The sequence below is a fragment of the Paraliobacillus quinghaiensis genome, assembly GCF_003426025.1.
GTDB classification, from domain to species: Bacteria; Bacillota; Bacilli; order Bacillales; family Amphibacillaceae; genus Paraliobacillus_A; species Paraliobacillus_A quinghaiensis.
Genome location: NZ_QJSH01000004.1, coordinates 23,401 through 46,956 on the forward strand (window position 1 = coordinate 23,401; position 23,556 = coordinate 46,956).

Here is a 23,556-nt window from a genome sequence, read left to right on the forward strand (position 1 = left end):
TAGCTCCTGCATCAGATGCAGGAGCTATTATTTTTATATGAATAGTAATAAACTAACGGCCATAACTGCCATGCCACCAATAAGACCATATATCGGCAGATGTGTCTCATCATATTTTTTTGCAGCAGGTAATAATTCATCAAGAGAGATGAAAACCATAATACCAGCTACGGATGCAAAAATAATTCCAAACATTACGTCATTCAAATAAGGCATCAAAATCAAGTAAGCCACAACCGCACCTACGGGTTCGGATAACCCAGACAAAAATGACCATTTAAAAGCTTTCTTCTTACTACCTGTAGCAAAATAGATCGGTACAGATACAGCAATTCCTTCAGGGATATTGTGAATCGCAATTGCAGTAGCGATCGCTATACCTAAAGTTGGATCCTGGATTGCTGAAGTGAAAGTAGCAATTCCTTCAGGAAAATTATGAATTGCAATTGCTATCGCTGTAAATGTTCCCATTTTTAATAAAGCTGGATCATGGGGTTTTTTGCTCATATCTTCTACTTTTTTCAATTCATGAGGATTCCCTTGTTTTGGAATAAATTTATCTATTAAAGCAATTAAAACCATTCCTCCAAAAAAACCGACAACTGTCATCCACTTCCCTAATCCTTCTCCTAAAGCAAGAACAAGCGAATCTTGCGCTTTCACAAATATTTCAACCATCGAGACATAAATCATCACCCCGGCAGAGAACCCCAGTGATAATGATAAAAACTTTGTATTTGTGGTAGATGTAAAAAATGCAAGTACACTTCCAATTCCCGTTGCAAGCCCAGCAAATAATGTTAATCCGAACGCCAGTAATAAATTTTCAGGCATACTTTTTCTCCTCCTTTTTCATAAAAATAATCTCATTTTTTAGAATTTATTATATGTGAAAAACATCATAAGTTGCACAAATAAATAATTGTTTCCTTTGACCAACTTAATTATAAAGTATTTCCTTACTTCTGTAAACACATATCATTTCTTCAATGTACTTTCCTTGAAATCCAAACTATCATTTAAAAAAATTAGGAACATATTAGGTGTTTCTCATCAATATATTTAATTGAAAAACTAATATATTGGTGGTGGACAAAATCAGTAAACTTAAAAGTTATAGAATCATTATTCCTATTTTCGCCTTTTTGCTCTTGTTTTTATCATTTATGTTTATTGGGAAAGAAAAAGTAACCTATGCTTATAGTGCTCTGTTTACACCGAAAAGTACTGAACCCTTACTTGTTCAAGATTTCATCTTCAAAAAAGTCTATTTCAAACCGATAACCGCACTTTCTTTTAGAACAGAACTAACAATCAGCGCAGCCGGGGATGTCACAATCGGTAGTGACGATAGTTTTGGCTACCATGGTACATTCCATCATGAAATGGATAATCAAGGTGTAGACTTCTTCGGTAAAAATGTAAAGTCTATTTTTGAGAATGATGATCTCACTATTGTTAATTTAGAAACAACCTTAACAGACAGTAATCAAAAAGCGAGTAAGAAGTTTCGTTTTAAAGGGAAGCCTGCTTATACAGAAATACTAACGTCTTCAAGCATCGAAGCTGTTAATTTGGCAAACAACCACACCTTCGATTATCTCCAAAAAGGCTACGATGATACGATTGCAAACTTGGAAAAGTATCAAGTAAATTCATTCGGCTATGACAGATTATTATTGAAAGAAATTAAAGGAATCACTGTCGGTGCAATTGGATATAAAGGTTGGTTAGATTCAGCTGATGTTCGAGAAACGATTCAAAAAGACATAACAACACTAAGAGATAATGGAGCACAATTAATCATTGCAAACTTTCATTGGGGAGATGAACGACAATATCATCCAAATGCGACACAAAAAGCATTAGGTAGATTTGCAATTGATGCAGGAGCAGACCTAGTTCTTGGACATCACCCACATGTCGTTCAAGGTGTTGAAAACTATAAGGATAAGTTTATTATATACAGTCTAGGTAACTTCATGTTTGGGGGGAATCGAAACCCTAGCGATAAAGACACATTTATTTTCCAGCAAACATTTCACTTCTCATTTAATAGCTTAACAAATAAAAAAGATATTAAAATCATTCCAACTAGAATTTCATCTACAACAGCTCGCAATAATTATCAACCAACTCAATTAGAAGGTGCGGATGCAGATCGGCTGATTAACAAGATTCTCACCTTAAGCGCGGACTTAAACATAGATGACCGTGTTCCTAATAACGCCTACACTTTACTAGATAACGTTGCATACTTAATAGAAGATCCAGAATAATATTATAAAACCTATCTATTCTCATGTATCTTATAAGTATTTCGACGTAGCTTCTCTAAAAGCTTACGTCGAATATTTAGTTATTTTATAGCAAGCATATTGTATAATTGTAATCATATTTCGTATCATGTTATAATAAAGTGGTTTTAATATTATTGAGGAGGAAATTTTTTTGTCAATCGAGATAGGTAGTAAAGTAAAAGGTAAGGTAACTGGTATCACTAATTTTGGAGCATTCATAGAATTACCTGGTGGCACAACTGGTCTTGTGCATATTAGTGAAGTAGCAGATAGCTATGTAAAAGATGTGAATGATCATCTTACTGTAGGTGATGAGATTGAAGTCAAAGTAATTAGTGAAAAGGATGGCAAAATTGCCTTATCTATCAAACAAACAGTAGAAAAACCAGAAGGACAAACAGGAAACTCTCGACGCCCACGTCAAGGAAGAGATGATAGAAATTCCAAAAATGGTCGCCCTAAAGGGAATCTCAAACCGAAAGAAAGCTTTGAAGATAAGATGGCAAATTTTCTAAAGACAAGTGAAGAAAATTTATCAACACTAAAACGTAGTAAAGAATCGAAACAAGGTGGAAGAGGCTCAAAACGAGGATAATACTCCTCAGAAATCAAATTAATCCCTTGTTTAAATTCAATTGAAACTTTCTTCAAAGAAATGCACAAGAGACTTCACCCAAAGTAGCAGGATAAAGTCTCTTTATTTCTTTTTCTCTTTTAGTTAAACTTCCAAAAGATCGTACATAACTATGCGCATTTACTAAAGAACCCCTCTATTTTCACCCTTTGTAAAAATACTCCTCTAACCATTGTTGAAATAGAATATAGTCCTTTTCCACACGTTCTTTATAGAATTTAGACCATTTTACCATTTCCTTTTTAAATCCTTTTTTATCATCGCCTATTGCTTTCAAAATTTCTTCTTCTCCATGATAGTCTAAGATACCATGTTCAATATCTACATCAGCGCGTGCATGAATTTTTGCGGTAACTTTACCCATTGTCTTTAAAGTTCGCTTCAATTCTTTATAATCATCGAGATTCGTTGTATCTAAATCCTCTTCATAAGCAGATCGTTCTCTCACATAAAATTGCCGGTTTTTGATTGAAAAATAACCTAAATACGGATCAGCTTTGTGATGCATCGCCTTTTGTGTGCTGATTACACGTTTTCCTTGATGATCATTTTCATCCCAAAATGTTTCATTATAGGCACAAAAGTATGCAGCTACAGATGTCCGAGCTTCTTTTGCTTCTAAAAGGACGCAATCATGATTATCATTTTCATTTTGGCCATCAATTAATATATAGAACCGCTTCAATCCTGTTGAGCCAATCCCAGCTCCCGTTTTTTTCACAATATCCTTAATCTTGTAATGCGCTTTTCCCTGAAACGTTTCCTTGTTTAAACTGTTTAAATAGTTATCCCATACTTTGATAATTTCCTTATATTCATTACTGGAGACGTTATCCAATTTAGTTTTTTCGCGATTAAATTTCCGTTCACCTTGTTCATTTATATACGTTTGTTTCTCAAGTTTACGTGTTGCATCACGATTCACTAACTTTTCTAAGGTTTGCTTAATTGGACCTTTTGTATTGTCCATCGTGAATTGTCTTGTAACAGGATCTTTATCCCCTTTTAAGAATTTCTTTAAATGCTGATAATATTTCTTTAAGTAAATCTTAACTAGCTTGTCCTGTTCATCTTCATCAAATCCTTGTTTTTCAGCAACTAATCGGATACTAACAACCATTCGGAGTACATCATATAGATAAGAGCCAAAGTACCCTTCATCAAAATCATCGACATCAAATACAATATCGCCATCTTCATTTTGGAAAGCACTAAGGTTGTCAAAATGTAAATCACCAAGAATCCAGGCTGGTTTATCTTCTGTTGTATGATAAGAAAATGGAATTTTGGTTACATCATAATAAAACAAAAAGATACTACCTCGAAAAAAACTATAGGCATCTTCCTTCATTTTCGCGTATTTAGCGCGTCGATTCTTTTTACTTAACAACATAATTTGCCCATCAAATTGCTCTAATATTTCATGGATCGTCTGTTTTCGCAAATAGTCATTTGTATGTTTGATCTGTTCTTTAACATCTTGAACCATTTAGTACCCTCCTAATTGCTCCTAATTCCTGATAATGATATAAATCATATACATGATATAAAAACTAGCTAAGAGTATACCTTCCCGTTTTCCTATACGATAATTCGTCCCTGAGAAAAGAAGTAAGATAATCGTTAATGCGATCATTACAACTACATCAACAAACAGTACACTATCGACTGCTAGTGGTGCTATTACAGAAGACGATCCTAATACAAGTAAAATATTAAATATATTACTACCAATTATATTTCCAAGTGCAATCTCACTTTGCTTTTTAACTGCAGCGGTAATAGAGGTGATTAACTCTGGTAAAGACGTACCGACTGAGACAATCGTTAAACCAACCAACGTTTCACTCATACCAAACAGTAACGCAATTTCCGTTGCATTTCGAACGACTAACTCTCCACCAAAAATGATCGCCAACAGGCCACTCACTGTAAATACGATATTTTTTCCCCATGCTGGTTTTTCTTTAGGAGTCGTATCTTGCATAGCAGTTGTGCGACTCTTTCTCGCCACTTCGAAAATATAGTATAAAAAAACAGCAAAGAACAATAGAAAAATAAACCCATCACTTCTTGAAATATAATTTGTGGTCAATGACTGAAGTGCTACATCACTCATTAAGATGAGTAAAGCAAGACTTGCAAGTAGCGTAAATGGAATTTCCTTTCTAATCGTCTCATTTTCTACTTTCAATGGGTTAATTAATGCTGTTAACCCAACTACAAGTGTAATATTAAATATATTACTACCGATGACATTACCAATCGCAACACCTGCACTATCTTCTAAAGCAGATACTATACTGACTGTTGCCTCCGGTGAACTTGTCCCAAACGCGACAATAGTTAAACCAATTAGTAACGGTGATACGTGTAATGCTGTTGCAATTTTTGAAGCGCCATCTACAAAGAAATCGGCACCTTTAATTAATAAAACGAACCCAATAATTAATAAAATATATGTCATGTTGCTATTATCCTCTCATTTTAAAATACTATGTGATTAGGACACGATTACCTGCCCAATCATTTCCTTGTTTACCCTAATTTAAATACATTTAATACATTTTCAACAAAAAACCTTAATATCAGCATAGAAATATCCAATTTAATCACATTGGATATTTATGTTAAAACAATATTGAAATTATTCTTTCACTACCGGATCAGAAAAATTGCAAAAGGGGGTATCTTCATGGAAAAGAAATCAATGAAGTTTTTCTTAATAGTATTGGGAATTATTTTAGGAATGGCTTTTGTTTCAGGATTATGGGCAATTATAAACCATCTATTCTAATATAAAGTATTATGAAAAAATAGACAATTGACAATAGTTGTCAACCGCCTATTTAAAGTCATATGTTATCCTTTTTTACTGTTTACTGTTTCGATGGGAAATTTGTAATCATCTCATGTGCTTTTTCTACTTCTTCTTCCGGCACGATTAAATACCATAAATCACCAATAAATTTACCGTTACCAGTAATTTGATAGGTTTCTGTGTTTTTACGTGCACTACTATAGTCTGTCACGAGTGACCTCATATCAGAAAAGTCCATATTAGTACTTACATTGTTCCCTAGAACTTCTAAGATATCATTAATCTTACTAACCCCACCAAAGCTGGCCCCTTTATTAATCACACCTTCAATTACCTGGCGTTGACGTTCATTACGACCAATATCACCTTTAGGATCTTGTTTCCGCATTCGTACAAATGCTAATGCTTCTTCTCCATTTAGCTCTAATTCACCTTCATCAAATTGATGCCCACCATTCTTAAAAGCTAAATTATTATTTACAGTAATACCATCGACAGCATCTACAAGCTGTTTTAATCCTTCCATATTTACACGAACAAAGTAGTCAAGTTCAATATCCAAGAAATTCTCAACAGTATCTACAGCCATATTACTACCACCATAAGCATAAGAATGGTTTATTTTTTCGACCGTACCACGACCTATAATTTCTGTTCGAGTGTCTCTTGGAATACTAACCATTTGCATCCGATCATTATCAGGATCTAGTGTCATCACAATCATTGTATCTGAACGTCCTACATCGCCTTGCCTTTCATCTACTCCTAACAAAAGAACATTAAGAGGTTCTTTCTCTTCTACCTTTTCTTTTGTCACCTTATTATCAATCGAAGTGACAGATTCATGTAGGTCCTCATTTACGGTATGCTTTACGTCAGAATAGACCGAATAAGCATACAATCCTCCTACTAGTACAACTAAACCAACCACTAGTAAGGTGATTTTCCACCATCTATTTTTCTTCCTTTTCTCTATTCGACCCATATTGCACCTCTTTTTTAAAATACAAAACATTTAGACTAGATCTTTTGCAACCTTAGTATCATATCTGATATCAAAGCATTCTTTTTCAATAATACACCTTTTACTGAATCTTTCCAAGATATTATTACTCATAACTCTATCACTTTTCACGTTTCCCCTTTATAATAGATAAGGATTAACTATTAAGAAGAAAAGGTGTTTAAATTATGAGTTTATTAACAGTAACAAATTTAAGTCATGGATTCGGTGATCGTGCGATCTTCGATGACGTTTCTTTTCGTTTATTAGCAGGCGAACATATTGGTCTTATTGGAGCCAATGGTGAAGGTAAGTCCACTTTTATGAATATCATTACAGGCAAACTAGAACCCGATGCTGGTACAGTTGAATGGTCAAAACATACTCGAGTTGGTTATTTGGACCAACATACGAATTTAAAAGAAGGTATGACGATTCGCGACGTCCTTAGAACCGCGTTTCAGTACCTTTATAATATGGAAGAAGAAATGAATAACCTATTTGGAAAAATGGGTGAGGTTGAACCCGACGAATTAGAAAAACTTCTTGAAGAAACCGGACGTATCCAAGATGCCCTTACAAATAATGATTTTTATATGATTGATGCAAAAGTTGAGGAAGTTGCAAATGGTCTTGGATTAAATGAATTTGGTCTAGATCGCGAAGTCCATAACTTAAGTGGTGGGCAACGTACGAAAGTATTGCTCGCGAAGTTATTGCTAGAAAAGCCAGATATCCTATTACTAGATGAGCCAACTAACTATCTTGACGTAGAGCATATTGAATGGTTAAAGAACTATTTATTAGAATATGATCACGCATTTATTTTAATTTCGCACGACCTTCCATTTTTGAATAGTGTCGTTAATTTAATCTATCATATGGAAAATCAACAAGTAAATCGCTATCCAGGCGATTATCATGAATTTCAACGTGTATATGAAATGAGAAAGCAGCAGCTTGCATCAGCACATAAAAAACAGCAAAAAGAAATTGCTAATCTAAAAGACTTTGTTGCACGTAATAAGGCTAATGCTGCCACTAGTAAAATGGCCATGTCTCGTCAGAAAAAACTAGATAAGATGGATGTTATTGAGTTAGATGCAGAAAAACCAAAACCGCATTTTCATTTTAACCAAGCCCGTACACCTGGTAAATACTTGTTTGAAACAACAGATCTTGTAATCGGTTATGATGAACCGCTATCGAGACCACTGAATTTATCAATGGAACGCGGTCAAAAGATTGCTTTATCTGGAGCAAACGGGATCGGAAAAACGACCCTGCTACGCAGTATTCTTGGTGAAATAAAACCAGTATCTGGTTCTGTTCAACAAGGTGAGCACTTGCATATTGGTTATTTTGAGCAGGAATTAAAAGAAACAAGCCAAAACACATGTATTGAAGAAATTTGGGAGGAATTCCGTCATTTTACCCAGCAAGAAGTTCGCGCATCCTTAGCAAAATGTGGTCTTACTAGAAAACATATAGAAAGTAAAGTTCAAGTATTAAGTGGTGGCGAAAAAGCGAAAGTCCGACTGTGTAAATTGATTAATAAGGACACCAATTTACTTGTATTGGATGAGCCTACTAACCACTTAGATATTGATGCAAAGAATGAACTTAAGCGAGCACTTAAGGAATACAAGGGCAGTGTCTTGCTTATCTCACACGAACCAGATTTTTATCAAGGGATTGTAACAGACGTTTGGAACTGTGAGGACTGGACAACAAAGGTATTTTAGCTTATATTTTTTACAGGAATTGAATTGAATTTTACAAGGTAATTTGTTATAATAAGTTGGTTTCATTATTATTGAGGAGGAAATTTTTTGTCAATCGAAATAGGTAGTAAGGTTCAGGGTAAAGTAACTGGTATCACTAATTTTGGAGCATTCGTAGAATTACCTGGTGGCACAACTGGTCTTGTGCATATTAGTGAAGTAGCAGATAGCTATGTAAAAGACGTGAATGATCATCTTACTGTAGGTGACCAAATTGAAGTTAAAGTAATTAGTGAGAAGGATGGCAAGATTGCCTTGTCTATCAAAAAAGCAATAGATAGACCCGAAAGAGAAAAAACTTCTTACACAAAACGTCCTCGTCAAGGTAATGATGACAGAAACTCTAAAAATGGACGCTCTAAAGGTAACTTTAAGCCGAAAGAGAGCTTTGAAGATAAAATAGCTAACTTCTTAAAAACGAGTGAAGAGAATCAGTACACACTAAAACGTAGTAAAGAATCAAAACAAGGTGGCAGAGGCGGAAGACGCGGCTAATCCTTGTATGTAAAAAGACAAGCCAGTTCTGGCTTGTCTTTTTTATATACGCAATTTGATGATAATCCAGCAAATACGTGCGGTAATTCAGCAAAATCTGCTATTATTGAGCAAATGTGAGTACTAATTCAGCAAAAATTGCAATTATTCGGCAAACGTCATATTATTGACTATTGAATTGTGCTGCACAATTCAATAGTCACTTTTCGATTGATTATAAATGTTAAACTAATCTCTTACTCTTTTGCTTCTTTCACTTTCAGCAATTTCCCTTTAACTGTTGTGTGCTCCATTGCTTGTAATACCAATGAACCTTTTCCATTTAAAATATCAACAAAGGATTGGCTATCTTTAATCGTGATAATACCAATATCATCCGCTTCTACACCAGGAATACTTGTAATTGTTCCAACAAAGTCTAGCGCTCGGATCTTCTTCTTTTTCCCGCCATTGAATTGTAGCTTCATGATATTCTTATTGATTCGTTCTGTTTTATTATTTCTTACTATTCTAGTCGTGTTCATCTTTTCTTCAAACGCATGTTTATTACGAGCTACTTCTTTTTTATTAGGCACTTCAATTTCAGGGATTTCAAATCCAATATAGCGCTCAATTGCTCGCAAATATTTCCCTTGATTTGGTGTCGCAAATGTAATGGCCTTTCCAGTACTACCAGCACGTCCGGTTCTTCCTGTGCGATGGACATAGCTTTCTTTTTCTAGTGGAATATCATAATTAATAATTAAAGTAATGTTATCAACATCAATTCCTCGAGCTGCTACATCAGTCGCAATCAGATAACGGAAATTCCCCTTTTTAAAGCCTTCCATTACCGCAAAACGATCGACTTGTTCCAAGCCTCCATGAAGTTTTTCACAAGAATATCCTTCCGCTTCTAACTCTGCATAGACTGTTTCCACATGTTCTTTTGTATTACAAAAGATAATACAACTCTCTGTATTCTCAACAACTGTTACATCTTTTAGCAAGGCTAATTTATCATCTTCTCTAACTTCAATCAGACGATGATCAATCGTTGCGGTTGTAACTCCAAATGTCTCAATCTCAATATTGACGGGATCTTTCATGTACTTATAACAAAGAGATTCCACATCTTTAGGCAATGTTGCAGAAAACACCATCGTAATCCTATCTTTCGGAAGTTCCGCAATTATTTGTTCGACCTTATCAAGAAATCCCATATGGAGCATTTCATCTGCTTCATCGATGACAAGATACTTCACTTCATCTAATGCCACATTTTCACGATCAATATGATCAATAATGCGTCCTGGTGTCCCAACAACTACATGTGTTTTTTGCTTCAATTCTTCTTTCTGTCTAGCAATCGGTTCTTTGCCATAAACAGATACTGCTTTAATCCGCTTAAACCTACCGATGTTTGTGATATCTTCTTGCACTTGAACAGCAAGCTCTCTTGTCGGTGTAAGTACTAACACTTGCGGCTTCTTCTGTTCCCATTCGATTTTTTCACAAATTGGGATTGCAAAAGCTGCAGTCTTTCCGCTACCAGTCTCAGATCTAACAACAAGATCTTGACTCTCCAATGCTCTTGGAATTACTTTACTTTGGACTTCTGTAGGTGTTTGATACTTTAAAACACTAAGCGCCCTTGTTACCTCTTCACTTAAATTATAATCCTTAAATTTTCTTTCATTCATGTATTAACCTCACCTTTTGTTTGTTCGACTTCTATATAGAATTCCCTTAGGAGAAAAAGCATATGCAAAATCGGAATATGTTCATTATACTAGAAAAATTAGAGAATGCAGTTCTTTTGTGGAATTCTCATTAGAAAAGTGGTATTTTTCAAAATACAAGTGTTATAATATGGACTGCATCCTAAAAAACAACCTAAATTTGGAGGTACCATGCTTACATTTGAAGAAAAACTTGCAATAATTGAATCTTACCCTATGTTGGAGCGTAATGATGTATCACTTGGACGCGTCAATTTTAAATTTAAAGAAAGTGTGATCGATAAAGAAAATGTTGTTTACCATCTACATCCAAATGGGAACGGCTATGTCTTCGCAGAATTAATTGATGATGACTATGACATTGATACAAAAGGTATGGTAAATATCCGTGACTTTTCCGAAAAAGCCTTACGTAAAGTGATCGATCAATCAATTGCCTCACTGTCTGAACAAGAACCTTTTGAAGAAACATGGATCAATAGAGATAAGGAAACATTGCTACTGGTTAATGACTTTGATTCCTGGAACATATATGCTGGCAACCTATTAGAAGCCACATATGCTACCTATAATGGTGCCGTTGATTACCTGAAACAAGAAGGTTTTAGACCTAGTCGCTAGAAAAAAATCCCTACCTATCGCATGCTACCATATGCTGCAGGTGGGATTTTTTATCATGTTATCTTTTGTTAATCTTCATCTTTCACATCAACACTTTCTGGAATTGGCTCTTCTAAGATCTCCTGTACCAATTTCTTGTAGTTGTCCACTTGTTCGAAATGGGTATTAAACTGATCATCATTAATCAAATATTTCTCACCATCATGTAGGGCACGAATTTGTTTTTGGTAGATCAGTTGTCTTACTTGCGCTTCCGCCACTTCGAGATATTCTGCCGTCTCTTTAATCGTTAAGTACATTTATATCACCCTTCTAACTAAATTATCTTGACTTACTGAAAAAAGATTTTGGTACGTCAGCTTCAAATCTTAAAAATTCGCCCGTAGTCGGATGCCTAAATGCAAGCACTTTAGCATGGAGCCCAAGCCGCTTTATTTCATTTGTTTTTGCACCATACTTTTTATCACCAACAACCGGGTAGCCGATATCCTCCATATGTGCTCTAATTTGATTTTTTCGACCTGTTTCAAGTTCTACTTCTAATAAAGAAAATTTAGCATTTGCCTGTATTTTCTTAAAATGTGTTACTGCTTTTTGCCCACCATTTGGTTCTTTGTTCGAATGCATTTTATGTGTTTTACTTTCTTTCAACCACGATGAGATGGTTCCTTTTTCTTTCTTTACTTTTCCTTCGACTAGTGCAATGTACGTCCGTTCTTTCACACTGTCCTTCCAATTATCCTGTAGCTTGCGTTTCACTTCTTCACTTTTTGCAAAAAGCATCACACCTGATGTATCCCGGTCCAGACGATGAACAATATATACGCGGTTTTTAGGATTACGTTGACGGACATGTGCCATTAATTGGCGGTATGCTGTCATTTCTTTTTCTTTTGAAGAGGCAATCGAAAGTAATCCTGCTTGTTTATTAATCACAATAATAGCGTCATCTTCATGTAGGATAGTAAGCCCTGTTATTGATGCTTTTTCTACCGCTTCTTTCAATACCGTAACCGTTTGGCCTTTGTTAAGTGTTGCATTGTATTTTGTTTCAACCTGATCATCTACTAAGACTTGTCCACGTGCTAGGACTGCTTTGACATGATTTCTACCACGATCAATTACTTGTAAAAGAAAAGGTAATAATTCTGCCTCTTCCTCTACCATATACTTTGTTTCGTTTGTTGATGCATTATTTTTTTTAGCCATGTTATTCCTACTTCCTTCATTTCTACTTATAATTTATTATAACATTCCTTAAAAGACATACCACAATGCATAAAGCTCCAACCTAGAACAGAGGCTGGAGCTTCTCTACTTTAATTTCTTTAATAACGAATAAAGGTTAAATTAACCAAGATTTATATTTAATTTGTTATTTCGTCTATCTAAATATTTGTAAAGTCCAACCAAGAAGATTACTAAAGTGATGGTTACATACCAAGGTAATTCAGTAATTGCCTCACCAAACGCAGTGTATAGAATTGCAGGTGAAATTAGTCCTAGAACAGAATAATACATATAATCTTTAAACGACTTTGTCATCTCCATGAGATACAGTGAGAGTAAATGGAAATGAACAAATGGCATAACTCGCAAAACCATCACTTGCCCAACAGTAAGTATTCGATTAGGAAATACTTTTTCTTTTAAACGTGTAACATTTCGACGGAATTTTGGAAAACGATTAACCAGTTTATAAGAAATAAGACTCATAAGTGAGAGTCCGATTAAGGATAATATTGCGCCTTCGACAAGTCCGAATAACACACCGCCAGCAATACAAACCACAATAACTGGTAAGAAGAAAAGCGGTCGAAGCACATGTAAAAGAACAAATAGAACCGGAGCTAACCATCCCGCTCCATTTATAAACATTTCAAGGGATTGATCAAATTGATCCATGTTTTTCCCTCCTATCTGCTTAAATATATTACTAACAATGTAGGATAACTCAAAAACAAATGATTTGCAATAGGCCGAAATCTACCGAGTGAACAGCCTATTTCGCTTTAGTCGGACTACCTTCTTTAACTAGACTATTCATGTTATCTATATTATATCCCCAAAATTGAAGTTTTTAATATGGTGTAACATATTTTACAAAGACCCATTTCTTATACATTGTTGCTTAGTAAACATGCGGACTTGATAGAAAATGTAGATTAGCTGTAACTTAAGTTACTAACCGCTCCGTCAGCAGTGGTTTTGGTGGGGCGAGTAATCGCAGCCCCAAATGGATTTCCTTTCCGTGGGCTCAGTCTCAGCTAACTTGGTAAAGAAAAACACTTTACAAGTGGATCTGCGACTTGTGGGACTGCAATTACTCGCCCCATCGAAAACATTAGCTGTTCCCACAGGTGTGTCATCCATTTGCTTCCTCCACTAGTTAGAAGAACTAATTATGATTTATTTACTAACAATCAATAAGTTTTCTGTTGCTAAACAAGGCTGTAATTTATTATTTTATTTTTAGACTATCTAGCGTATCAAATGAAATTGCCGACACTCCTGCAGGAACAGCGCGATCTGAAGATCCACTCGGAGGTGTTCTTTGCCTCCGAGTTAGCTGAGGTCGTGCCCTGCGGAAAGGGAGGCAATTTCATTTGAGGAGCGGATCAAGAAATTCTTTTAAATGCATAGTTTATATAAATTATGTCGTAAACAATCTTTTACAAATTTAACCTTGCTATGAAACGGGTTTCATACTATATGCTATACTGGATTGAAAAGTTAAAATTCTACTTGGCGTAACACAGCATGACTGTGGCGTTACAACTAGAATTTTAGCTTTTTTTATTATTTTCACACAAAAAAATCTCAGTATAATTCTACCAAGATTTTTTAAGTAATATGTCCCGTACTGGGATTGAACCAGTGACCCCTTGCCTGTCAAGCAAGTGCTCTCCCGCTGAGCTAACGAGACACGATATTCTAATAGGTTTTAATAAGTTATATCATAATCTGCAATATCGCGTTTGTCAATATTTTAAAAAAACACCTGTCATACTGCTGCAACAGTAATGAAACAAACATACCTATCCCTGCAAATAGAACCAGCTTTCTCCAAAATTCATCACTTAGTAAACATTTCCTATTAATCTCGCAATCTAGATCAGTTCTGAGTGTCACAGTACCAATCAAATAAAAGCCAATTTTTGGGCGATGAAATACTATGTTACAACTGGTAGCCTTTTAATAGAGCGATAGATTACAAGGAGGGCTACAAATGAAACGTATTAAAAAAATTGCAGTAACACTTGGCTTAACGTTAAGTCTTTTTAGTCTACCAACAATAGCTGATGCAGCAACATCATATACAGTACAATCTGGTGATTCTTTATGGAAAATCGCGAATAGACATGGTGTCTCTCTAGCAAGCTTACAACATATAAATAATAGATATAGTGCATTAATTTACCCTGGAGAAACGTTATCGATTCCTACCACCCTTTCAGCAAGTGACCAAGATTTAATGGCACGAATGGTACATGCGGAAGCAAAGGGAGAATCATATGCTGGTAAGGTTGCTGTTGCAACAGTTATCTTAAACCGAGTTGATCACAAAGATTTCCCTAACACAGTTAGTGGTGTTATCTATCAACGATCTGTTGGTGGCTATTACGCCTTTACACCAGTAAAAAATGGTACAATCAATCAACCTGCTGATGCAGAAGCAAAACGTGCTGTAAAGGAAGCTTTGGCATTCCGCGGCCAAGGTCAAGGATCAATCTATTTTTATAATCCAAGAACAGCAAAAAGTGACTGGATTTTAACACGTGAAGTGACTATTACAATCGGAAACCATCGCTTCGCAAAATAAACTTTATCACTAAACACGGCGCTTAATCGAATGAAAATTCTGATTAAGCGCCTGTTTTTTATCCAAAATTGCACCAATAAGTGATATACTAATCAATATTCGATTGATAAAGGAGTACCATTAGATGAAGATTGTACAAGCATTAAATGATAAAGAACTGCAAGATGCATATACAGTAAGACACCATGTTTTTGTTGAAGGACAAGGCGTTCCAGCCGAACTTGAACGAGATGATTTAGATGTGGAAGCGCACCATTTTGTCGGTTACCTTGACAATAAGCCTGTTGCTGCTGGCAGAGTGCGCATTGTTGATCATTACGGAAAGTTTGAACGAATCTGTGTCTTAGAAGCATATCGCGGAAAATCTTTAGGCAAAGAACTGATGCTAGCTATCGAAGAAGCACTTGTTGCAAAAGACATCCGCAGAGCGAAACTAAATGCACAGACCCATGCTGAATCTTTTTACCAAGCATTGGGCTATCAAACGATATCGAATACTTTTCTCGATGCTGGTATGCCGCATGTTACAATGGAAAAAAAGTTAATTGCTAAAACGAGTTAACGTATAAAAGCCACTCTATTGGCTATCCTAAAAAGATAGTATAAAAATGGGGTGGTGCGTTGATGGAAGATGCAAGTTCAATTTTAATTGAAACGTTATTTGGTTTCTTCTTATTATTTTTGCTAACAAAAGTATTAGGAAAATCACAAATCCGACAACTTACTGCTTTTGATTTTATCTCTGCTCTTATTCTTGGGGAATTAGTGGGTAACGCGTTATATGATGATGAAGTTGGCCTATTTCATATTGGATTCGCCATTCTTTTATGGGGGACTCTGCTTTATGTCACAGAAATTGCTACACAAAAGTTTAAGCGGACGCGATCTCTTTTAGAAGGACGCCCTTCAATTGTGATTCACAAAGGAAAATTACAACGTGAAGTAATGGCTAAAAGCAAGCTTGATGTTAACCAGCTTCTAAGCATGTTACGTTCTAAGGATGTATTTTCAATTCGTGATGTCGATTACGCAGTTCTTGAAACAGACGGTACTGTTTCTGTTTTGAAAAAATCACATTCTCAGACACCTACTCGTTTAGACCTCAACTTAAATCCAGAAGATGTGCGGTTATCGTTCGCATTAATTAATGATGGAGAAATTATCAAGGATAACTTAAAAGAGATAAAACAAGATCAAGCCTGGTTAGAAAATGAGTTACAACGACAAAATATCAATTCTTATAAAGATGTATTTTATGCGGAATACATACAAGGAGAAACTCTATTCGTTCAAACGATCTGAGTTTCTCCTTTTCTCTATATTATACTGTTTTATTAATTGTTCGACCAATTCCCGTCATTTCGGCATATACTTTTTCAGCACTGGATGTCGTATGATTAGTCATTGCTAATCTTTGCTTCTTTTTTTCTGGTTTATCAGAATCAGTAATATAATCATCTTCATTAGTAGACTGCTTTTCATACGCCATATCTAATTGTGCAGGGTATAACCTTTCAATAGGATATGGATCTCTCTGTGGTTGTGTCACTCGATTCTGATACTGTTGATATTGATAATTTTCGATTGGAAGTATATAACCCATATGCCATTCCTCCCTTATATCACTCTATACCCTTTACAACTTATTTTTATGCATGAAATCCTCATACTATTCGAGATGCTTTTCCCATTCATTCATCTTTTTCTCGATAGCTCGCATTTCCTTTTCAACATCATTAATAACTGGCGCGACTTTCTTTTCTGGACGTCGAAGATACTTTTCATTTTTTTCTAAGTGCTTACGAATGATTCCGATATTTTTTATAAAACGATCAACTCTCACTCTGATCCACTTCTTTCAATCTTATTAAAAAAAGGATAACAATTAACTGCTATCCTTGATTTGCGTTATAGCCAGGAAAATGGACGTCTCTCGTTTCTCTCTTCTTTATGTTCGTCTTTTGATTCTAAAATTTCTTCTTCCACTTCTTCATGCTTATCTTCTTTATACTCTTCCTCTTGAACTGCTTCTACTCTTTCATGTGGTCCTTCTTCTCTTCTTTGCCCGAAAAAAGCATCAAATGGACGTTGGCGCTCATATGGTCGATGCTGTTCTTGTTGTGGTTCAAAATATACATTATCTGCTTTTATTACGAGGTCTTTCACGTGAATTACTTTTTTAGGTTCTTTTTTCTCCTCTGACATTTCCTGCTTCACTCCTTTTTATTGAAAGCTTAACCGCTACTAGTCTATGTGAATCTAACTATGTCGCAAGTGATATTCGCCCATTTTTAATAATTTTGCCTAAAAAACTCAATTGCTAACTTCCTTTTGATCAAAACTAGTTATATAACTCATTTTTTACCCTTGAGCTATATGCCCACACAACAAAGTACATGATACATACTCTATAAGTGACGATAAAGTCATTAACACAAATATGGAAAGGGGAAAAATAACATGGCATGTGGAAAGAAATTTGATTCTGGGAATTGTGTAGCTGATATTCTTCGCGAGATTGCAGATGCACAATCAGATTTATTAAGCGATTGCACAACAAGCTGTGAACAATCTATAGCTGATTTATTAGGAGACACAGCACCAGCAGCTAACAACTTAGATACTGTACCCGTAATTTTATACTGTGAAGGAAACTGCAAACCTTTTAAAGGATATGGCGTTCCAGTAGAAGATTTAGGAGCAGCGTTTAGTAGCTTCTACTTCAGAGTTAAACAAGTAGATGAAGACAATTGTGCTGTTCTAGAATTGCTTCGTGAGGATAATGACGATGCAGACCCATGTTCTCCAGTTAAACAAAACACAAGCGATTTGGAAGTAACAGGTGTTTGTATCACTGTAGATCTAGACTGCTTCTGTCACATTACTTGTCTACCAGCAATCAGCGCACTATAATCAAAAAATTAAGGTCTGGCCAATGTGCCAGACCTTTTTTATTAACCATTATCTTAATATTTACTACTTATTCTAATCTAACAAGATATTCAAAAAAAATTTAAAATCCAAGTAATCGAATCGTCTGTATTTCTTCAATTTTAATCTGATGAAATTTCGGTCGTCTAAATGATTCAAATTTTACAATATCATCTTCAATTTCTCTAACAATACCACGATACCTTTCTTTTTCTGTTGTAATTTCACATTTTATTTTAGGGACATGTGCTCTTGATGTTGCTAAGTAGTCAACTTGTTCAACTACAGACATGTCTACAAAGGCTTTTTTGTCTGATGAATTCTTTGATTCTTCCACTTCGTTATCTTGCAAAGCTATATCATCCGATGATTCATAGTGATCATTCTCTACTTCCTCACGATCTACATCTAAATCACTATTACTTTCTACTTTATCTAATGACTGCTCCTTATCTGCTACATTTACTGCTTTTCGCTTTGTTTTTTTTGGACGAACTGGTATTTCTGGCTTATTAGTCGTTTTAGTAGACTCAACTTTTTTTGGTGTACGATATTCTGATTGCATGGATGCTGCTGGCTTTTCAAAATCGGGTTGTGCAATATAAACAGTTGGTCGTTCTGTATACCTCTTCCTTCGTTTTCTCATATTGGGCTTCCTCCCTCACAATAAAGTGAACCTTCAATCAGTGGTTTTTTTGCCTTTCCCCACTGATTGTTAGTTGAACCATTCGGGGTGTTAGCGTCCGTTTACTCCCACTTAAACAACTTTATTTTTCTCGATGTTTTGAAGTGGGAGTTTTACGGACGATTACACCGGGATAAATCAATATCCCTGATAATATATGTAAGGAGCAAATTAAATGTGCCCATTAGTGAACATATCTGCAGATTTATAAACAAGAAAGAAGACCAACTCCATGAAAAATGAGCTGGCCTTCTACATTTCTATATTATGATAAACCTAAAATGCTATAACCTGAATCAACATGAATAATCTCACCAGTAACACCACGTGATAAATTACTTAATAGGTAATACGCTGTATCGCCTACCTCTTCTTGTGTTACTGTACGGCGTAATGGTGCTTTTTCTTCAATATTTTTTAGTATTGCGTTAAAATCACCTACACCTTTAGCTGAAAGTGTTCGGATTGGACCTGCTGAGATTGCATTCACACGTACACCATGTTGTCCTAGATCGTTAGCTAGGTACTTCATCGTAGCATCTAAACTTGCTTTTGCTACACCCATCACATTATAATTCTTCACAACACGCTCTCCACCAAGGTATGTTAAAGTAACAATGCCGCCACCTTCTGTCATCAATGGTTGTGCTGCACGCGATACCGCTACAAGAGAATATGCACTAATATTATGTGCTAATAAGTAACCATCGCGACTTGTATCAACAAAGTCACCTTTTAGATCTTCTTTTTGAGCAAAAGCAATACAATGTGCTAAACCGTGAATTGTACCAACATCTTCTTTAATCTGATCAAATGTTGTTTGTACCGCTTCATCACTTGTAACATCACATTGATAAAATAATGCGTCCTGCCCATCTAAAGTTGCAGCTAAATCTCTTACTGGTTTTTCAAAACGTTCATTTGCATATGTGAAAATCAAACGCGCACCGGCTGCATGCAATGAAGTTGCAATACCCCAAGCAATACTTCGTTTATTTGCAACACCCATAATTACATAGGTGCGACCTTCTAGTGAAAAATTCATTTTGTATCCTCCTATTAATAAGTATTATAAGTTGTTATTAGTACCTACTACTATATTATATCAAAATCATTATAAACTCAATAATATATATTTAAAACAGCCTGCTTACGATCAATGTAAGCAGGCTGTACCTTAACTATATTCTAACACACTTTGTAATTCTTCTACATATTCTGTTGACCCAGTAACAACAAGTTGATCACCTAATAACAAGCGCGTATCACCATGAGGAACTATTGAATCTTCACCACGGAAAATTCGTACCATGATCACATCACCAGTAAACGGAAATTCACGTAACATAATACCATCATAAAGTGAATTATTCATATGAATTTCATATAAAGCATTATCTTGGTTAGTTAAAATATCAACAACATGTGGTGCATCTATCATTGCTTTTAATAACGTTTTTGTTGATAACAATACAGAGAAAACTTCAACACCGTTTTTCTTAAGTTCATTACCAGTAGTTGTTTTTTCTGCACGTGCAATAACACGATCAACACCTTTTTGCTTCGCATGACAAGCTATCTGCGCATTTGTCTCTTCATTACCTGTAGATACTACTACGATATCAACATCGAATATTCCTAAACCTTCTAATTGATCTAATTGGTAAGATTCTAGTTCGGTAATATCAAAAACAGATCGTGTGATTTTCTCATCAATTTTATCCAGCTTTGTGTGATAAAGATGAAATTCAAATAAGTCTTGATCTAATTCACGCACAACAGGTAATGTTGCTTGGTTTGAGCCAATAAAAGATATAATTTGTTTCGGTACCTCTTCTTCTTGATGCACATATAGTTTTTTGAAAATTGGTGGTGTAATTAAACAGCTCAATACAGCTACCAAAATAAGTGCACCTTCCATTTGACTATCAATTACACCAATACGTTCACCAATTGCAGCTGCTGCAATAACTAGGGATAATGTTGTTGTCAATATCATCCCAGATGCAACAACCGTTCTTGTATCATACCATTTCTTTAATATGACAACTGGTACTAATTTTGAAAGTAGAAGAGCTATCAATAATAACGGAATTAGCAGTAAGACCTGTGGATCTTCAAATAAGGACCAAAGATCAATTTCAACACCAACCATCACAAAAAAGATTGGAATTAAAAATCCATAGCCAAAACTGTCTAATTTTTGTACTAGCTCGTGATTTGGTGATAATAAAGATACAAGCGCACCAGCTAAAAATGCACCTAAAATATTCTCAGCACCAACTGATTCAGAGACAGCGACAAGAAAGATAATTAAAGTAAATACTGCTCGCGTACCAATCTGAATCGTACCTTTAGACATCGTTTCAACAAATGTTTGGTTTCGGAAATGCTTCCCTACAAAATATAGTAAGATTCCTACCCCAAACAAAATTAGTAAGAGCCACATACTTCCAGAAGATTCTCCATAAAAGGAAACAAATACTGCAAGTAAGATCATGGTTGCTAAATCTGCAATAACAGCTATAAGTAAAATTGTTTGACCAATCTGTGTTTTCATAGCTTGTGCTTCTTTAAGAGTTGGCACAACAACACCTAATGATATTGTTGAAATGATCAACGTCATTAAGAATACATTATCAATAAAACCAGCAAGAACAAATAAATAAGATAATAGTAATGAGAATAAGAATATTCCAATGAATACGACTGTTGCTAACACAACAGGATTAGGAATATTTTTTGCATTACTTGATACCTTCTGTCCTTTTTTCTTTCTCGAAAATAGACTGAAATCTATTTCTAAACCACTTAAGAACATTAGAAAGATAAATCCTAATGTAGACAGTGTTTCTAACCAATTGCTTTCCTCTACAATATTAAAGCCACTGTACCCAATAATTAAACCAACGATAATTTCGGCTACAACAACCGGAATCATATTCAACTTAAACCGATGCATGATGATCGGTGTTAAAAATGCTGCTAAAATAACAATCACAAGCGAGCTAACAGACTCAGCATGTTCCATGATTAAAACCCCCTTCATTTTCCCTGATGGGTATCACCCATTCTTTTTTATCTTTGACATTTCCCCAATGTCATTTTTAAGTTTGTACTTCATATAAAATCCGCATTAATTAGGTAACAGACGTTACTAGTTAATGCATAGTTTATTTAAATTTAGTCAAAAACACTCTTTATTTACAATAATAAATTCATAAATGCAGTAGCTAATCCAAAGTATATTAAAACTGAAATAATGTCATTAATCGTTGTAATAAATGGTCCTGAGGCAACAGCTGGGTCAATTTTGAATCGATGCATCAGCATTGGTACGAGTGCACCTGCTATCGTTGCAACAAACAAGGTTGCCATGATTGAAATCCCAACAAGTAAGCCTAAGAAAAGGGCACCTTGCCAGACATACACAATAATTGTAATTAAAACCCCACAGCTTACACCAGTAATTAACCCTGTTATAGCTTCCCGCTTTACAATATTCCACTTACCTTGTTTTTCAATCTCTCCTGTTGCAATTCCCCTTACTGCAACAGCCAATGCTTGTGTCCCTGTATTACCAGCCATCCCCGCAATTAATGGGATAAAAATAGCCAAAATTGCTACTTGATCTAAAGTTGCTTCAAATCGACCTATAATACTAGCCGTAAACAAACCAAGAAACAATAGAATAACAAGCCATGGAAGCCGCTTACTAGCCGAAGCAAATGCATTATCATCTGCACGATCCATATCTGAAACACCGGCTAACTTAGAATAGTCATCACTAGCTTCTTCTTCCATAACATCCATGATATCATCGACAGTAATAATACCTAACAGATGATTTTGAAAATCAACAACTGGTAAAGCAAGAAAATCGTAATCACGCATCATTTGTGCTATGTCTTCTTGATTTTCCCCTACTTGAACAGAAACAATACGGTCACTCATTACATCAGAAATAATCCAATCTCCTTCAGCAATGATTAGATCACGTAATGAAATAACCCCAACCAATTGTTTACTCTGATCAATAACATAAATGTAGTAGATTGTCTCTGCTTCAGGCGCTTCTTTTCGAAGATGTCGCATTGCCTGTTTTACCGTTTGATCTGTTTGCACGACAACAAATTCTGTTGTCATAATACTACCAGCGGTTTTCTCCTCATAGTGAAGTAATGCCTTTATCTCTTCGGCAGATTCTTTTTTCATGAGACTTAGGTAGCTTGCTACTTTATTTTTATCCAAATCATTTAATATATCAACAGCATCATCAGTAGCCATTTCAGCTAATGCCTGTGCCGCAAATGTTGGATTCATTTCAGTGATGAACTCTCCTACCAAGTCTTCATCTACTTGTTCCAATACTTCTGCTATTTCTTCTGGCGATAAATAGGTATAGATCAGAAAACGAATTTCCTCTGGTTGTTCCTCAAATATTTTCGCTTGATCATATGGATGAATTTCCAAAAATTCTGCACGAAATTGATCAATTTGTTCGTTTATTAATGCATCCTGCACTTTTTGCCAAAATTGTTCAAGTTCATGTTTATCTAAATGCTCCATATTATTCCCCTCCTTATCGCTAGACCGTATTATCGTAATTGCCTATAAACATTTTGTCAATAAAAATTTTTATGCTACTATTTGATATTTCCCCATACCTTTAATCTACCTCTTTCTTACTTTACCCTTTTTTATATTAAAATGAAAAAACTTTGCTTAAAAAATAGTA

Annotated in this window: 24 protein-coding genes and 1 tRNA gene; 9 read left to right on the forward strand and 16 right to left on the reverse strand. The window is 35.2% G+C overall.

Features of this window, described 5'->3' with window-relative positions; genetic code table 11:
• Positions 1 to 33: 33 nt before the first annotated feature.
• On the reverse strand, positions 34 to 834 hold the full coding sequence (gene zupT / locus D2K40_RS03790; RefSeq protein ID WP_117153176.1) for a zinc transporter ZupT: 801 nt from the start codon (positions 832 to 834) through the stop codon (positions 34 to 36).
• Between the two features lie 332 nt (positions 835 to 1,166).
• Here zupT and D2K40_RS03795 point away from each other — a divergent pair, with 332 nt between their 5' ends.
• Positions 1,167 to 2,279, forward strand: a complete 1,113-nt coding sequence (locus D2K40_RS03795; RefSeq protein ID WP_117153178.1) for a CapA family protein — start codon at positions 1,167 to 1,169, stop codon at positions 2,277 to 2,279.
• Positions 2,280 to 2,451: 172 nt separating this feature from the next.
• Positions 2,452 to 2,895, forward strand: a complete 444-nt coding sequence (locus D2K40_RS03800; RefSeq protein WP_117153180.1) for a S1 domain-containing RNA-binding protein — start codon at positions 2,452 to 2,454, stop codon at positions 2,893 to 2,895.
• Positions 2,896 to 3,076: 181 nt separating this feature from the next.
• Here D2K40_RS03800 and D2K40_RS03805 read toward each other — a convergent pair whose 3' ends face one another.
• The 3 genes from D2K40_RS03805 to D2K40_RS03815 all read right to left on the reverse strand — a co-directional run bounded on the left by D2K40_RS03805 (position 3,077) and on the right by D2K40_RS03815 (position 6,740).
• Entirely contained in the window at positions 3,077 to 4,423 is a 1,347-nt protein-coding gene (locus D2K40_RS03805) for a DUF2252 domain-containing protein (RefSeq protein ID WP_117153182.1), read from the reverse strand.
• 21 nt (positions 4,424 to 4,444) lie between these two features.
• Positions 4,445 to 5,401: a calcium/sodium antiporter gene (locus D2K40_RS03810; RefSeq protein ID WP_117153184.1), complete on the reverse strand. Its 957-nt coding sequence runs from the start codon at positions 5,399 to 5,401 to the stop codon at positions 4,445 to 4,447.
• Positions 5,402 to 5,813: 412 nt separating this feature from the next.
• The gene (locus D2K40_RS03815) at positions 5,814 to 6,740 is read right to left on the reverse strand and encodes an LCP family glycopolymer transferase (RefSeq protein ID WP_117153186.1); all 927 of its coding nucleotides are present in this window, start codon (positions 6,738 to 6,740) and stop codon (positions 5,814 to 5,816) included.
• A 206-nt stretch (positions 6,741 to 6,946) separates the two neighbouring features.
• On the opposite strand from D2K40_RS03815, the gene D2K40_RS03820 reads away from it, so the two are divergent.
• Together D2K40_RS03820 and D2K40_RS03825 are read left to right on the forward strand one after the other, a co-directional pair.
• The gene (locus tag D2K40_RS03820) at positions 6,947 to 8,503 is read left to right on the forward strand and encodes an ABC-F family ATP-binding cassette domain-containing protein (RefSeq protein WP_117153188.1); all 1,557 of its coding nucleotides are present in this window, start codon (positions 6,947 to 6,949) and stop codon (positions 8,501 to 8,503) included.
• A gap of 87 nt (positions 8,504 to 8,590) precedes the next feature.
• Positions 8,591 to 9,037: a S1 domain-containing RNA-binding protein gene (locus D2K40_RS03825; RefSeq protein WP_117153190.1), complete on the forward strand. Its 447-nt coding sequence runs from the start codon at positions 8,591 to 8,593 to the stop codon at positions 9,035 to 9,037.
• 236 nt (positions 9,038 to 9,273) lie between these two features.
• Here the strand turns inward: D2K40_RS03825 and D2K40_RS03830 are convergent, their stop codons facing one another.
• Positions 9,274 to 10,719, reverse strand: coding sequence for a DEAD/DEAH box helicase (locus D2K40_RS03830; RefSeq protein WP_117153192.1), 1,446 nt, complete (start codon positions 10,717 to 10,719; stop codon positions 9,274 to 9,276).
• A gap of 210 nt (positions 10,720 to 10,929) precedes the next feature.
• On the opposite strand from D2K40_RS03830, the gene D2K40_RS03835 reads away from it, so the two are divergent.
• Complete coding sequence (locus D2K40_RS03835; protein ID WP_117153194.1) at positions 10,930 to 11,379, forward strand: hypothetical protein; 450 nt, start codon at positions 10,930 to 10,932, stop codon at positions 11,377 to 11,379.
• Between the two features lie 68 nt (positions 11,380 to 11,447).
• Here D2K40_RS03835 and D2K40_RS03840 read toward each other — a convergent pair whose 3' ends face one another.
• The 4 genes from D2K40_RS03840 to D2K40_RS03855 all read right to left on the reverse strand — a co-directional run bounded on the left by D2K40_RS03840 (position 11,448) and on the right by D2K40_RS03855 (position 14,305).
• The gene (locus tag D2K40_RS03840) at positions 11,448 to 11,678 is read right to left on the reverse strand and encodes an excisionase family DNA-binding protein (protein WP_117153196.1); all 231 of its coding nucleotides are present in this window, start codon (positions 11,676 to 11,678) and stop codon (positions 11,448 to 11,450) included.
• Positions 11,679 to 11,700: 22 nt separating this feature from the next.
• A complete protein-coding gene (locus D2K40_RS03845) occupies positions 11,701 to 12,588 on the reverse strand; it encodes an RluA family pseudouridine synthase (protein ID WP_117153198.1) in 888 nt (295 codons plus the stop codon).
• Between the two features lie 141 nt (positions 12,589 to 12,729).
• Positions 12,730 to 13,284, reverse strand: a complete 555-nt coding sequence (locus D2K40_RS03850; protein ID WP_117153200.1) for a TVP38/TMEM64 family protein — start codon at positions 13,282 to 13,284, stop codon at positions 12,730 to 12,732.
• A gap of 949 nt (positions 13,285 to 14,233) precedes the next feature.
• Positions 14,234 to 14,305, reverse strand: a tRNA-Val gene (locus D2K40_RS03855).
• A 303-nt stretch (positions 14,306 to 14,608) separates the two neighbouring features.
• On the opposite strand from D2K40_RS03855, the gene D2K40_RS03860 reads away from it, so the two are divergent.
• From D2K40_RS03860 to D2K40_RS03870, 3 genes are all read left to right on the forward strand, one after another.
• Entirely contained in the window at positions 14,609 to 15,202 is a 594-nt protein-coding gene (locus D2K40_RS03860; RefSeq protein ID WP_117153203.1) for a cell wall hydrolase, read from the forward strand.
• A gap of 124 nt (positions 15,203 to 15,326) precedes the next feature.
• Positions 15,327 to 15,764 (forward strand): GNAT family N-acetyltransferase, encoded by a 438-nt coding sequence (locus D2K40_RS03865; RefSeq protein ID WP_117153206.1) that lies wholly within the window; start codon positions 15,327 to 15,329, stop codon positions 15,762 to 15,764.
• Positions 15,765 to 15,826: 62 nt separating this feature from the next.
• The gene (locus D2K40_RS03870) at positions 15,827 to 16,504 is read left to right on the forward strand and encodes a DUF421 domain-containing protein (protein WP_117153208.1); all 678 of its coding nucleotides are present in this window, start codon (positions 15,827 to 15,829) and stop codon (positions 16,502 to 16,504) included.
• A gap of 19 nt (positions 16,505 to 16,523) precedes the next feature.
• On the opposite strand, the gene D2K40_RS03875 is transcribed toward D2K40_RS03870, so the two are convergent.
• From D2K40_RS03875 to D2K40_RS03880, 3 genes are all read right to left on the reverse strand, one after another.
• Entirely contained in the window at positions 16,524 to 16,805 is a 282-nt protein-coding gene (locus tag D2K40_RS03875; protein ID WP_117153210.1) for a hypothetical protein, read from the reverse strand.
• A gap of 66 nt (positions 16,806 to 16,871) precedes the next feature.
• A complete protein-coding gene (locus D2K40_RS16335; protein ID WP_162879129.1) occupies positions 16,872 to 17,045 on the reverse strand; it encodes a hypothetical protein in 174 nt (57 codons plus the stop codon).
• A 65-nt stretch (positions 17,046 to 17,110) separates the two neighbouring features.
• Entirely contained in the window at positions 17,111 to 17,407 is a 297-nt protein-coding gene (locus tag D2K40_RS03880) for a hypothetical protein (protein WP_117153212.1), read from the reverse strand.
• A gap of 255 nt (positions 17,408 to 17,662) precedes the next feature.
• Here D2K40_RS03880 and D2K40_RS03885 point away from each other — a divergent pair, with 255 nt between their 5' ends.
• Positions 17,663 to 18,115, forward strand: a complete 453-nt coding sequence (locus D2K40_RS03885) for a CotY/CotZ family spore coat protein (RefSeq protein WP_117153214.1) — start codon at positions 17,663 to 17,665, stop codon at positions 18,113 to 18,115.
• Positions 18,116 to 18,215: 100 nt separating this feature from the next.
• Here D2K40_RS03885 and D2K40_RS03890 read toward each other — a convergent pair whose 3' ends face one another.
• From D2K40_RS03890 to mgtE, 4 genes are all read right to left on the reverse strand, one after another.
• The gene (locus D2K40_RS03890; RefSeq protein ID WP_117153216.1) at positions 18,216 to 18,779 is read right to left on the reverse strand and encodes a CotO family spore coat protein; all 564 of its coding nucleotides are present in this window, start codon (positions 18,777 to 18,779) and stop codon (positions 18,216 to 18,218) included.
• 304 nt (positions 18,780 to 19,083) lie between these two features.
• Complete coding sequence (fabI, locus tag D2K40_RS03895) at positions 19,084 to 19,863, reverse strand: enoyl-ACP reductase FabI (protein WP_117153218.1); 780 nt, start codon at positions 19,861 to 19,863, stop codon at positions 19,084 to 19,086.
• A 132-nt stretch (positions 19,864 to 19,995) separates the two neighbouring features.
• Positions 19,996 to 21,849: a monovalent cation:proton antiporter family protein gene (locus D2K40_RS03900; protein ID WP_117153220.1), complete on the reverse strand. Its 1,854-nt coding sequence runs from the start codon at positions 21,847 to 21,849 to the stop codon at positions 19,996 to 19,998.
• A gap of 173 nt (positions 21,850 to 22,022) precedes the next feature.
• A complete protein-coding gene (mgtE, locus tag D2K40_RS03905; protein ID WP_117153222.1) occupies positions 22,023 to 23,387 on the reverse strand; it encodes a magnesium transporter in 1,365 nt (454 codons plus the stop codon).
• Positions 23,388 to 23,556: the final 169 nt, after the last annotated feature.